The organism is Aquimarina sp. U1-2 (genome assembly GCF_017897595.1).
In the GTDB taxonomy this organism is placed as follows: Bacteria; Bacteroidota; Bacteroidia; order Flavobacteriales; family Flavobacteriaceae; genus Aquimarina.
The window spans coordinates 228,567-240,986 of the sequence record NZ_JAGKIK010000003.1 but is presented as its reverse complement, the minus strand read 5'-3'; the positions used below and the strand labels follow the sequence as shown (position 1 = coordinate 240,986).

Annotated in this window: 15 protein-coding genes; 10 read left to right on the top strand and 5 right to left on the bottom strand. The window is 33.9% G+C overall.

Annotated features, from left to right (window positions below):
* Positions 1-241: 241 nt before the first annotated feature.
* The 10 genes from J8281_RS05995 (at position 242) to J8281_RS05950 (ending at position 8,713) form a co-directional block, all read left to right on the top strand.
* Entirely contained in the window at positions 242-691 is a 450-nt protein-coding gene (locus tag J8281_RS05995; RefSeq protein WP_210196693.1) for a hypothetical protein, read from the top strand.
* Between the two features lie 348 nt (positions 692-1,039).
* Positions 1,040-1,210: a hypothetical protein gene (locus J8281_RS05990; protein WP_210196692.1), complete on the top strand. Its 171-nt coding sequence runs from the start codon at positions 1,040-1,042 to the stop codon at positions 1,208-1,210.
* A gap of 7 nt (positions 1,211-1,217) precedes the next feature.
* Positions 1,218-2,384: a tetratricopeptide repeat protein gene (locus J8281_RS05985; RefSeq protein ID WP_210196691.1), complete on the top strand. Its 1,167-nt coding sequence runs from the start codon at positions 1,218-1,220 to the stop codon at positions 2,382-2,384.
* Positions 2,385-2,440: 56 nt separating this feature from the next.
* A complete protein-coding gene (locus J8281_RS05980) occupies positions 2,441-2,923 on the top strand; it encodes a hypothetical protein (RefSeq protein ID WP_210196690.1) in 483 nt (160 codons plus the stop codon).
* Between the two features lie 157 nt (positions 2,924-3,080).
* The gene (gene ruvC, locus J8281_RS05975) at positions 3,081-3,656 is read left to right on the top strand and encodes a crossover junction endodeoxyribonuclease RuvC (RefSeq protein ID WP_210196689.1); all 576 of its coding nucleotides are present in this window, start codon (positions 3,081-3,083) and stop codon (positions 3,654-3,656) included.
* A 20-nt stretch (positions 3,657-3,676) separates the two neighbouring features.
* Entirely contained in the window at positions 3,677-4,855 is a 1,179-nt protein-coding gene (gene hemW, locus J8281_RS05970; protein WP_210196688.1) for a radical SAM family heme chaperone HemW, read from the top strand.
* A gap of 101 nt (positions 4,856-4,956) precedes the next feature.
* Positions 4,957-5,733 (top strand): cyclase family protein, encoded by a 777-nt coding sequence (locus J8281_RS05965; RefSeq protein WP_210196687.1) that lies wholly within the window; start codon positions 4,957-4,959, stop codon positions 5,731-5,733.
* Between the two features lie 16 nt (positions 5,734-5,749).
* Positions 5,750-6,370, top strand: coding sequence for a DUF4230 domain-containing protein (locus J8281_RS05960; protein ID WP_210196686.1), 621 nt, complete (start codon positions 5,750-5,752; stop codon positions 6,368-6,370).
* Positions 6,371-6,555: 185 nt separating this feature from the next.
* A complete protein-coding gene (locus tag J8281_RS05955) occupies positions 6,556-6,912 on the top strand; it encodes an MmcQ/YjbR family DNA-binding protein (protein WP_210196685.1) in 357 nt (118 codons plus the stop codon).
* A gap of 25 nt (positions 6,913-6,937) precedes the next feature.
* Positions 6,938-8,713 (top strand): DNA mismatch repair protein MutS, encoded by a 1,776-nt coding sequence (locus tag J8281_RS05950; protein ID WP_210196684.1) that lies wholly within the window; start codon positions 6,938-6,940, stop codon positions 8,711-8,713.
* A gap of 33 nt (positions 8,714-8,746) precedes the next feature.
* Here the strand turns inward: J8281_RS05950 and J8281_RS05945 are convergent, their stop codons facing one another.
* The 5 genes from J8281_RS05945 to arsM form a co-directional block, all read right to left on the bottom strand.
* Positions 8,747-9,118 carry a hypothetical protein gene (locus J8281_RS05945; protein WP_210196683.1) on the bottom strand — a complete coding sequence of 124 codons (372 nt, stop codon included), beginning with the start codon at positions 9,116-9,118 and terminating at the stop codon, positions 8,747-8,749.
* A complete protein-coding gene (locus J8281_RS05940) occupies positions 9,109-9,507 on the bottom strand; it encodes an alkyl hydroperoxide reductase (protein WP_246848992.1) in 399 nt (132 codons plus the stop codon). The genes J8281_RS05945 and J8281_RS05940 overlap by 10 nt, the downstream gene beginning before the upstream one ends.
* Before the next feature lie 98 nt (positions 9,508-9,605).
* The gene (locus J8281_RS05935; protein WP_210196682.1) at positions 9,606-10,307 is read right to left on the bottom strand and encodes a TIGR04283 family arsenosugar biosynthesis glycosyltransferase; all 702 of its coding nucleotides are present in this window, start codon (positions 10,305-10,307) and stop codon (positions 9,606-9,608) included.
* 68 nt (positions 10,308-10,375) lie between these two features.
* A complete protein-coding gene (locus J8281_RS05930) occupies positions 10,376-11,122 on the bottom strand; it encodes a DUF547 domain-containing protein (RefSeq protein ID WP_210196681.1) in 747 nt (248 codons plus the stop codon).
* A gap of 168 nt (positions 11,123-11,290) precedes the next feature.
* A complete protein-coding gene (arsM, locus tag J8281_RS05925; protein WP_210196680.1) occupies positions 11,291-12,259 on the bottom strand; it encodes an arsenosugar biosynthesis arsenite methyltransferase ArsM in 969 nt (322 codons plus the stop codon).
* Positions 12,260-12,420: the final 161 nt, after the last annotated feature.

Genomic DNA, 12,420 nt, shown 5'->3' with positions numbered 1-12,420 from the left:
TACTGGGATTCTTAACATAGATGATCGTATAAACTCATCAAAAATCCTTTCTTTTACACTAAACTCGAATTGGCTTCTTTCAATTTGTAGAATGCTGTACTAAAGTTTAATTAAATGCATCAAATTTTAGCAATTTTATTAGCTTGTTGCAAGGTGTAAAAGCAAAAAATGCCAAAAAAGGTTTAGTCAATAATAATAAGTAATAACAGTTTACCATTTGATATAAAACTACCCCGAAATTATGAAATTCTTTTTAGTATTGAGTATAGCAATATTGACATGCTCGTTTTCATTTTCACAGCATACGTATTTTACAACGCAAAAATGTAAGAATACCACAAACGACCGTATTCGTAGAGATTGTATTATTAAAGAAATACAATCTTTTGTAGATGAACATTATAATATTGCTACGATTGCTTCGGATGCAAAACCAGGAAAAAATCGCGTGTACACACGTTTTAAAATAGGTCGTGATGGAAAAATTACAGATATACAAACCAAATCAACAGCGTTTTCATTAGAGGTTGAAGCCATACGGGTATTACAATCTTTCCCCGTATTAATTCCTTCTTCTAAAAAATCATTAACAGCTAATCCACAAGATGTATTTACACTTCCTATCGTTTTTACGGTTGATAAAACTGATGTTGAAATAGAGAATAATGAAAAGCTTACGGGTAATGAGTAAAACGGATTAAACAGTAACTACGTTTTTTGAGTCAGAGATTGATCATACTTCTTGAAATCATTTAGTAAGGGTGACCACTTCAGGTAAAAATTCTGAATCACATATTGAAAAAACAAAACACAGTGCGATTCTGAATCAAAATGTCTAAATCGAAACGCAAAATATGATACTACTATCGACAATTATTTAAGATTAACTACCGGGGATGATACCGAAATATTAATTAATATCTTATCTTTAGAAGGTTCAGAAAGAATTCGCACTATTTATGTTAAGAGAAGAGGTGTATTTTGAAAGAAACATCCCAGAGGTAAAAATATAAACTTCATATTACTTACGTTGATAGCTATGCTGAAAAAAACCGTAGATGATAGGTGTGTGGCTTATTTTATAGACGAAAAAGCTACTGAAATCGACAAAAACATTCTCGACTTTACTACTACAAAAACTCCAAAAGTGATTAGTATACCTTCATATACTATGGAAGTTTATCTTTCTGAAACGAAAAAGAAAACTTAATCATGTAATGAAGCTAAGCAAAACTAAATTGATAATCCTTATTGTAGCCTTTGGGCTATGCATCAAAACCGAAGCTCAAACTTCAGTTTTGGTTGCTGCAGACAGCTTATATCAACTTGGAAATTATTCAGAAGCTATAAAAAAATACCAACAAAGTATCCCCCAAAATCAATATACTATCTTGCAAATAGCGAGATCAAATAAAGCAAAGGGAATGTATAACGAGTCTTTAACATTATATGAAAAAGCAATTACAGCATATCCATCGTCACCAAATATAAAGTTCGAGTATGCCAAATTACTAAGTACTACTGCTAAGCTTGATCGAGCAGATAGTATGTATACAGTTCTCGCAAATGAGCAACCTAAAAATCCAAATTTTCAATATCGGCTAGGATTAGTAAAGAAAAAGTTACAGGATTCTACTGCAATATCTTATTTCAAGAAAGCTTTTGAGATGGATAGTACACATCAAAAAAGTTGTTTAGAGATCGCTACCTACTACCTTCGAAAAAGAAATTACGATCAGGTGGTGCGGATTGCGAATACAGGCTTGCGATCTTATCCAGAAAATGTAGAATTACTAGGAGTTTTAGGACAAAATTTTTTATTGCGTGAAGATTACTATGAAGCGCAGGAGTATTTTGAAAAATTAATTTCGTTACATCAAGAAAACGAATACATTCACTCCACTTTAGGCTTGTGTTATACTCATACCCATCAATTTGAACAAGCAATACTACACCTTAAAAAAGCATTACAATATAATGATAGAGTGCCAATACGACACTCAAGACTTGGATATGCGTATCAAAAGCTAGAAAAATTTGAAGATGCTTTAAAACATTATAATGAATCTATAGCCCTGAAAGATATACCTATGGAAGAAGAATTACTTGCGATCGCTCTGGTATATCGACTGCAAGAGCGGTGGGAAGAAGCTATTAAGTATGCGAAGTTGGCGCTTAAAGAAAATTCTAATTTTAGCAGAGCACAATATCAATTAGCAATGTTTGCAGATGCTTATTACAAAGATCCAAAAGTTAAACTGAAATATTATAACGATTATCTTAAAAAATTTGGACAAGATAAGAAGCGTGCTTATTTTATTGCTACTATACAAAAGAGAGTGAAACAACTCGAAAAAGAGATAACTCCGGAGCTTAAAAACTAAGGAACCTTTTATGGTTTTAAAAATTTTATGTAGTTTGCCTCAACAAGTTTTAACGAATGATAGACAAAAGATATTGGTATGTAAGTGTAATCATATTCATTTGTGTTTCTTGCGATGGTTTTGTGTTTACAAAAGAACATCAAGAAGAAATTATTAAAGAAGGGCTTGATAAATTAAATTGGAATCAGGTAGAGCAGCCTCCGTTATTTGAAAGTTGCAAAACGGCATCAGAAGAAAAATTAGAACAATGCTTTCAGCAGACGATTACAACTCACTTTTACACTTTTTTATCAAAACAAAAGTTGCAAATTGATACGGCTGTACACGATACTATCTGGATTCCCTTACTAATTACTAAAAAAAGTAAGGTTGTTATCGAAGATTTTGAGCTTCCTGATACGATCGCTTCTCAAATACCAAACTTAAAGGATATTCTTGATAAAGGTCTTCAGTCGCTTCCGGCGGTAGCACCAGCACATACTCGTGGTACTCCGGTGACAGCCCGTTACCAACTACCTTTGGTGATTCGTATCGATTAACTAGCGTACTACTTATGAAATAAGCCATAACACTGAGGATGATACCATCGACATGATTAAACCGGTTTAAATGGCGATTCCATTGGACAATTAAAAAAACAAAAGTATAAACAGATGAAATGTGTAATTTTGTAGGATATAAATTATAATTTCTGTCTTGAACAACGAAAAAATTATATTAGGGATTGATCCCGGAACAACCATTATGGGGTTTGGCCTTATAAAAGTTCAGCAAAAACAAATGTCTTTCTTACAGCTAAATGAATTACAGTTAAGTAAGTACGAGGATCACTATCTTAAATTAAAACTTATTTTTGAGCGTACTGTAGAGCTTATAGATACATATCATCCCGATGAGATTGCTATCGAAGCCCCGTTTTTTGGTAAAAATGTGCAGTCTATGTTAAAATTAGGAAGAGCGCAAGGGGTAGCTATGGCAGCAGGTCTAAGTCGAGAGGTGCCTATTACAGAATACTCTCCAAAAAAAATTAAAATGGCTATCACAGGTAATGGTAATGCCAGTAAAGAGCAAGTTGCAAAGATGCTAAAAAGTGTATTACAGCTTAAGTCACTGCCAAAAAATTTGGACTCTACTGATGGATTAGCAGCTGCGGTTTGTCATTTTTATAATATGGGTCGGGCCGATGTAATAGGTAAGAGTTATACGGGCTGGTCAGCTTTTGTAAAACAAAACGAGAAAAGAATAAAAAAACCTCCCGGTTCTCATAAGTAGAACTAAATGTATCCTGTATCATGAAATTAACCGATACTTCTATAAAAGATAGACAAGAAGGAGCCGGAATTTATATTCACATTCCCTTTTGCAAACAAGCTTGCCATTATTGTGATTTTCATTTTTCTACTTCAATGAAGAAGAAAGACGAAATCATTAACGCTTTGTACAAAGAAATTACGTTAAGAAAGAATGAGCTAGGTAATAGCACAATCGATACTATTTATTTTGGGGGTGGTACCCCTACAGTATTAACTGTGAATACGCTACAATCTATTATCGATTGCATTGCTGAACATTTTAACATAGCAACAACTCCAGAAATAACTATTGAAGCCAATCCTGATGATCTCACCAAAGAATATATAGTAGCTTTGGCAAAAAGCAATGTTAATCGCCTAAGCATTGGGGTTCAATCGTTTTACAACGATGATCTAATAATGATGAATCGTGCTCATGATGCTAAAGAAGCCAAAGAATGTCTTTTGATTGCTAAGCAATATTTTGATAATATATCAATTGATTTAATTTATGGTATTCCGAAAATGTCGATAGCGCGATGGCAAGAAAATATCAAACAAGCCTTAGATTTTAAAATACCTCATTTGTCTTGCTACGCGCTCACAGTAGAGCCAAATACTGCATTGCCTCAATTGATAGATAAGGGGATAGTCCCTCCTGTAGATGAAGAGTTGGCAGAACAGCATTATCGAATCTTGGCAGACACCCTAGAGAGCAAAGGTTTTATACATTATGAAGTATCTAATTTTGGTAAACCCGGTTTTTTTAGTCAGAATAATACCGCCTATTGGCGAGGAAAGTCATACTTAGGGATTGGACCATCGGCACATTCTTATAACGGGAAACAAAGAAGCTGGAATGTAAATAACAATACGCAATACATTAAAATTTTAGAGAAAGGCCAATTACCAAATGAAGTAGAATACTTAAACGGTACAGACCGGTATAACGAATACATTATGACGGGTTTGAGAACTATGTGGGGAGTTTCCCTAGAAAAAGTAACTCAGAATTTTGGAGAAACGTACAAAAAGTATCTTTTAAAACAAGCTCAAAAGCATATCGAAGCACATTTATTATTTTTGGATGAAGAAAGATTATTAGTTACCAAAAAAGGAAAGTTTTTGAGCGATGGCATTGCAAGCGATCTTTTCTTGTTAAATTTAAGTAAGAAATAATAAATGCGTTTTGAACCTAGTGACCGAGGGGGTCGTTCACTAGTGCAAAGATGATATTCTTAATCTTTAGAAATCGGGTAATCAATTCGAAATAATTAAATATGATCGCAACGATAAACCATAATAATGAACTATATAAGATCGATTTATCTAGTCCTATAGATATTTCTATACCTATACGAGCATCAAAACAAAATGTAAACGCATGGTATATTGCTGAACCCGAAATAAAACCTGTACAATTGGGTGATTGGATAGGTAAAGTATCTGAAGGAAGCTCGACAAACTTCAATACGATCACATTTAATCCTCATGCTCATGGTACGCATACAGAATGTATTGGTCACATTACCAGAGAATTTCATAGCATTAATAGCATCTTAAAGACGTTTTTTTTTATGGCCAAAGTAATTACTGTTACGCCGAGTCCAATAGAAAATGATACCATCATTGATGTAAATCAAATACAAGCAGCCATAGGTTCGTCTAAGTATAAGGCACTTGTTATTAGAACGCTTCCTAATACTCCTGATAAAATAAGTAAACAATACTCGTACACGAACTGGCCATATATTACAGAAAATGCGGCTACATACATACGTGACCTTGGCATTGAACATTTGCTGATAGATGTACCTTCTATCGATAAAGAAAAAGATGAAGGGCGATTGCTCGCACACAAAGCTTTTTGGAATTACCCTAATACTCCGCGCCACGATGCAACCATAACAGAATTAATCTATGTTGAAAATCAAGTAAAAGACGGAGAATATTTTCTCAATCTTCAAATTGCATCTTTCGAAAATGATGCTTCCCCAAGTAAACCTGTATTATACCCAATACTTTCTTCAAAAGTCGAGATGAGTTCATTAACATAATATCTATATTTGCATTATGGAGCTATTATTTGCAGGACTTTTGGGAGGTACAATCCTTTCTTATTTCATTTTTACCAGATTTAGTGCGGCAAAAAGAAAATCTGCTGTCAAAACGCAATCTACCGTTTTAATGGAAAAGATAAAGAGTGTATGCAAACTCGTCACTGTAGAGGGAGATTTTGCTGAAATTTATCATTACGAAAGTGTAAAAGATAAATTTTTTAAATTACTAATTGGTCGAAAAAAAGCGCTTATTCTTATTGATGCCAAGGCGTATGTGGGGTTTGATTTATCTCAAGTTAAACTAGAGAGTGATATTAAAAACAAAAAGATTATTATTTCAAAATTTCCGCAACCTAAACTGTTAACTATCGATACCGATTTTAAGTTCTATGATATGCAAGAGGGCTGGCTTAACCCTTTTACTTCAGGCGATATTACGGATATAAGTAAAGAAGCTAAAAAGTTTATCAAAGATAAGATACCACAAAGTGGTTTAATGGAGTCTGCCAAAAAAGAGGCATTACATGCGATATCATTGATGGAAACCCTTGCAGGTTCTATTGGTTGGAGACTTGACTATTCTGCTCTGGAGTTAGAAGAAAATACGAACCCCTCCCAAAAGTTAGAAGAGTAGTGTGTTTGTACATTTCGACCAAAAAAGATACGTTTGATATTGCTTCTATACATAGATTTAAAAGCAATCTTACTGGATCAAAGATAGAACCAAACTTGAAAAGTACAAAAAGCAATGATCCTTGTTTATGTTAAACGAAATATAAAATCCTAAGCAGTTCATAAAAATATCATAGGTGAATAGAAATGGATATAGAAACATTTAGAGCGTATTGTTTGAAAAAGAAAGGAGTGACAGAAGCATTCCCTTTTGACGAAAGTACTTTAGTGTTTAAAGTGATGGGTAAAATGTTTGCTTTAACTGGGTTACATCGATTCCCATTTAGTGTAAATCTAAAATGTGATCCCGATCGGGCAGTAGAACTACGAGACTATCATCAGGAAATTACACCAGGATATCATATGAGCAAAAAACATTGGAATACTGTTAACTTTTCTGGCGGTTTATCTACTCATCTATTGTGCGAACTCATTGATCATTCATACGACCTAGTGGTAAGTGGACTTACCAAAAAATTGAAACACGAATTAGCACAGCTTTAAAATCAATAAGATTAGTATTAAAATAATGAATGATCCAAAAAAATTTTATAAAGAAGAAAAATCTAGATATACAGTAGCGTATAAGAACACTAAAAAACAGTTGGCTATTTCGAGTACTTTACGATTACTAGTTTTTTTATCCATAGGAGTAGGTGTTTATTTTGGTTATCCCAATTCTCAAATAGTAATAGGTACACTGCTAGCTGGTATAGTACTCTTTATTTTGTTAATCAATCGACATACCGATCTTACTCATACTAAAAATAAGTTCAAGAAACTTATAGAGATGAACCAATTAGAGCTCGATGTTTTTGCTAACGATATCAGTAAGCTTTCTACAGGAGAAGAATACATAGATTCTTCGCACCCGTTTGGTTATGATATCGATCTCTATGGTAAATATTCTTTCTTTCAGTATCTTAATCGTACCGCCACAAAGGCGGGAAAAGATGCGTTGGCTCAAATCCTGAATGCAAATTCGATTAATGCTGTAGCATCTAAACAAGACGCTATTAAAAACCTATCAAAATTGGCTAGATGGAGACAGGATTTTAATGCTACTGCCTTGTTAGTAGATAATACGACTACTATTTTGAGTATTCAAAAATGGTTAAAAAACTATACCTATTTTGTACCTAGAATAATGAGGTTTCTACCTACTGTAGTGACAAGTATTTCTATGGTAATGCTTGTATTATTATTTTTTAATGTAATAACATTCAACATCTTTCTTCTTTGGTTTTTTGTAGGCCTTGGTATCACGGGTACTCAGCTTAAGAAAATTAATAGATTGTATAGCCAAGCTAATAAAGCCAAACTTACTTTTGAACAATATCATAAGTTGATTCGTACTATAGAAAATACCAAGTTTACTTCGGTATTGTTACAAGAGAAGCAGCAGCTTGTCATTCGGGAGAAAGAGAAAGCATCTAAAACCTTGCGACAATTTGCTAAAGTACTTAGTGCCTTTGATCAGCGTAATAACATGATGTTTGGTGTTGTAGCCAATGGTTTGATGCTATGGGACATAGTGCAGAGCTATCGCATAGAGCAATGGATTAGAAATAATCAGCATAAAGTAAATCAATGGTTTGAGGTCATTGCTTTTTTCGATGCGTATAACTCTTTAGGTAATTTTGCTTTTAATCATCCGAATTACGTATATCCAGAGATCATTGAAAACTCTATAATACTTAGGGCTAAGGGATTAGGACACCCTCTGTTAGATGAAAATAAGCGCGTGGATAATGATATATCCATAGATAACGAACAGTTCCTGATCATAACCGGTGCCAATATGGCTGGGAAGAGTACTTTTTTGCGTACTGTAGCGTTACAAATCGTTATGTCTAATATTGGTTTGCCAATATGTGCACAAAGTTGCCAATATCGACCTATCAAGTTAATTTCTAGTATGCGAACCTCTGATTCGTTAAGTGATGATGCTTCGTACTTTTTTTCAGAATTAACCCAACTCAAAATAATTGTAGATGCCATAGAAGAAGAGCCATATTTTATCATTCTCGATGAGATCTTAAAAGGAACAAATAGTAAAGATAAAGCTACAGGATCTCGTAAATTCGTAGAAAAACTTGTGAGTGCAAAAGCTACAGGAATAATTGCTACGCACGATTTAAGTCTTTGTGCAATCGCTGAGGACCTACCTCAAGTTCAGAATCGTTTTTTTGATGCTCAGATTGTAGATAATGAGCTCTATTTTGATTATAAATTTAAAGAAGGCATTTGCCAGAACATGAACGCCTCTTTTTTATTGAAAAAAATGGGAATTGTCAACTCTTAATAGAAGATCTGCATTATTGTTTCAAAATTAGTTCTATTCTCGTATCCACCAGACCCACCAAATCAAGAGTGGATGAATTATTAAAAGCCTGATCCAAGCCACCCATTCTGGAACACACAAGCTACCGGCGACACAACTACCCATTGTTATAAAATACATATGAGAAAGTGCGAAAACTAATAACATCATAATAATAAGAAGCGCTGAAATTTTTCGGGTATGTGTAAAGAGTACTCCAACACCTAAAACTATTTCTGCAATTCCGCTGATGTAATTGATAAGCTCGATATGCACCAAATATTTCGGTATGAGCGGGAAGTAAAATTCTGGATGTATAAAATGGTTTAAACCTGCTATCAAATAGAAGGCAGACAATAGGTATAGTGAGATTTGTTTTATACCCATTTTATTTTTTTCTCGTGATGTGCTTGTTTTAGAATCAAGAAAAATGGAATCCACCAGATAAAGTCATTAGTAATAAGCGTATAAAAAAATTCAAAAGGTACTTTTTCCTGCATATAGTTGATAAAAAATCCTATCGGACCAAATATCTTACCTAGAAATCCTACCATTACTATAGGCCAATGTAGTAAAGGATCTTGAGCAGCCCACCAATATCCCAAACCATATACCCCAATAACCATCCCCATACCTTGCCAGATCATTATATGACTTGGAAGTTGCATTCCAACCCATTCAAAAAACTGATTCGGAAACAAAACAACCCATGCACCCCAGATAAGATTATAAATAGCTGCAATTCGTAAAGTTGTAGACATATTTTTGATCTTCATAACTATATAATCTTATATGATGTTAGAATGAAATGATGTAATCCTTTTGTATTTGGTTCCAAAATTACCATTTTCATCTCCATACTTAGGATAATTCTTCATTTAAGTACTTTTTTTAGGTAATATTTATATAAATCTTCAGATGAGGCACCCATCCATCTACGTAAATGAATATTAAGAAAGTAATATTGAAGTCGCCAAACCCCAATTTCTTGATAGCGTCTTGAAGAGGTAGTTATATATTTAGGAATAATCACAAATTGACGTAGTGCAAACAATCGATCGACCAATTCGTTATCTTCGTAAACAACAAAAGATTCATTATATCCGCCGATTTCATTAAATAAAGTTTTGGTAATGAACTGACTTTGATCACCCCCGCGACAACGCTTACTTTTAAATTGAGTAAGCCATCCCAGAAATCGTAACCACCAGTGATTAGAGTCAAACTTCATTCTAAAACAACCCGCGTGGTTATGCTTTTGAACTTCATTAATAATATATCTGTCAAAATGACGAGGCGGAAACGAGTCGGCATGTAAAAAATATAGAATTTCACCTCGTGATACCTTTGCTCCTGTATTCAGCTGTATAGCTCTACCTTTGCGCGAAGCAATTAAAGTAATATATTCATTTGATAATTTGGATACTTTTTTTTGCGATCCATCTGTACTGCCCCCATCTACAACCAAGATTTCTTCTACATTGTCTTTAGAGTATAAGTTATCCAAAATGGAAGAAAGCAGCGTACATATTGTCGCTGCTTCATTAAATATGGGAATAATAATCGATATTTTCAAAGTACAACTATTGTAATTAGAAGATACATATTTTTATCGATATCGTTTGTATTGTACGTTTCACTTTTTTAGTCGTGTACAAAAAAAGGAGTGACTACCGCTTGTTCATTAAGATTCCAATTATACTCCATATATCCTTTTTTTGATTGATTGTCTATTTTTACCGCAGCGTAACGATTAATGAAATCTTTAACGTCACCCCCGTTAACTTTAAAATCCTTTTTATACCATGAAAAGATTTTCGAAACACTTACCACTTCACTAGTAATACTATTACGACTAGAATCATTAATAAATTTTTCTGTTTGTTGATCCAAAGCGGTTTGTAAATTTTCTGCAGTATATGCTCTGTTCCAAACTACCGGACACGAGATTGATGCACAATTTATAGCAAAATGAATTCTCGGATCTCCAAATTTTCTTAAAATTTTATGCTCTAGCTCACCCAGGCTATGCCAAACCCCATCAATTTTAAAGAATTTTTTATCCCATGGATCTTTAATATCTTTTATACTTTTAAGAGGATAGCTGTCTATAATAAGTTTAATAGTATAGGCATTATAAGCATTAATCCAATATGCCATTTTTTCTTCTCTGCTCCAGTTTTCTTTGGGAGGACGGTCTGATAATTCTTTAAAATATTTATATAATTGAGAGCTATCTCTCATAAAACCATTATAATCAACTTTACCATCATCTGATACATTTAGTAATAATGCCTGATCCCAAGTACTATGATCAAAATTATCTTGTGATTGGAGTGTATATATAAAGAATAGCGAAATTATAATGAGTATGTATTTTGGAGTTTTCATGATATTGTTTGTAATTAGTTCTACATGTAAATAACTGCTTTAATTTTTATTTATTTCCCTTCTTTAGTTGAAGATCATTTAAAAACCTTACAGGAAAGCTATTCTGTTTTCAATATCGCTACGGCTATATCTTGAAATAGTGTATTTATTTACTGTATTACCTTGGTTTTAACAACATCCACCACCGTCGTAATGAAAGGTAGAGTCGCTGATAAAAATATCATCTCTTTCTAGATTTGCTAAAGCCGAAGCTGTTTTATCACAAACTGCCAAAGGTTGATTTTTTAATAAAATATGACCTTTCTCATCATCAAAATAATCGTGTTCTCCATAATAAATTGCGGCTTTACCAGTAAAAACACATGGTCCGTCATCTGGCATTGGATCTTTAATAGCAGCAACCTCTATAGATTCTATGAAAATTAATTCATCGGTATTGTAATGTTTTGGATCTAGAATTCGATACGGTTTGCGTGCTCTAATTTCAATAGTGCCAAAACCAACATCAGTAAGTGCTTTTACATAGTCTGCGATAGGTAAACTTCCGCTTAGGCAAAGTGCTCTAAGTCGTTCATCATTACGTAGCGCATCGTTTATAGGCTGCTCACATGTGGGGTCGCTCATTACTAATCGCCCATGCGGTTTTAGTACTCTATACATCTCTTCTATAGCTTTTTTTAAATCCTCTTTTTTGAAGATGTTGAATAAACAGTTTTGAGCAGCAACGTCGATACTGTTATCATCAACAGGAAGGTGTAAAGCATCACCATATCTTAGATCTACATATTCACTTTTGAACCAGTCATTTTCAGCTTCGGCTTCTATAAAATTTTTACGTGAAGCTTCTAACATTTCCTGAACGACATCCACGCCGATCACTCCGTTTTTTTGTCGAGAAAAATAAGAGAATTGCAAGAGTTCCATTCCGCCACCAACACCAACATATAGCACCTTAGGGTTATTGGTCAAGTCTCTGGCATTTACGGTACTACCGCAGCCATAGTTCATTTCTTGCATAATTTTAGGAATTTTAAGACCTGGTAGTTCCCAAATGGGGTTTGTGGTACAACATAATCCAACATCTGGTGTTAATGCTGCTTCTTTATAAACATCGTGGGTGGTACTTAAATAGCTCATATGTGTTATTATTTTAGAAAGTGGGTATTCGTTTTTATGAATATCCGTAATTTAACCTAAACGGTTTGGGTCAAGCTGAATACTGAAACGAGTTCAGCACAGGCTCGTTTCAGCTTCTCATCTCAATTCACTGAAAATAAACTTCATGAGATCCTGAAATG

Coding starts and splice junctions, on each gene's coding strand:
- J8281_RS05995 (WP_210196693.1), top strand. CDS start 242: ATGAAATTCTTTTTAGTATTGAGTATAGCAATATTGACATGCTCGTTT.
- J8281_RS05990 (WP_210196692.1), top strand. CDS start 1,040: ATGCTGAAAAAAACCGTAGATGATAGGTGTGTGGCTTATTTTATAGAC.
- J8281_RS05985 (WP_210196691.1), top strand. CDS start 1,218: ATGAAGCTAAGCAAAACTAAATTGATAATCCTTATTGTAGCCTTTGGG.
- J8281_RS05980 (WP_210196690.1), top strand. CDS start 2,441: ATGATAGACAAAAGATATTGGTATGTAAGTGTAATCATATTCATTTGT.
- hemW (WP_210196688.1), top strand. CDS start 3,677: ATGAAATTAACCGATACTTCTATAAAAGATAGACAAGAAGGAGCCGGA.
- J8281_RS05965 (WP_210196687.1), top strand. CDS start 4,957: ATGATCGCAACGATAAACCATAATAATGAACTATATAAGATCGATTTA.
- J8281_RS05960 (WP_210196686.1), top strand. CDS start 5,750: ATGGAGCTATTATTTGCAGGACTTTTGGGAGGTACAATCCTTTCTTAT.
- J8281_RS05955 (WP_210196685.1), top strand. CDS start 6,556: ATGGATATAGAAACATTTAGAGCGTATTGTTTGAAAAAGAAAGGAGTG.
- J8281_RS05950 (WP_210196684.1), top strand. CDS start 6,938: ATGAATGATCCAAAAAAATTTTATAAAGAAGAAAAATCTAGATATACA.
- J8281_RS05945 (WP_210196683.1), bottom strand. CDS start 9,118: ATGGGTATAAAACAAATCTCACTATACCTATTGTCTGCCTTCTATTTG.
- J8281_RS05940 (WP_246848992.1), bottom strand. CDS start 9,507: ATGAAGATCAAAAATATGTCTACAACTTTACGAATTGCAGCTATTTAT.
- J8281_RS05930 (WP_210196681.1), bottom strand. CDS start 11,122: ATGAAAACTCCAAAATACATACTCATTATAATTTCGCTATTCTTTATA.
- arsM (WP_210196680.1), bottom strand. CDS start 12,259: ATGAGCTATTTAAGTACCACCCACGATGTTTATAAAGAAGCAGCATTA.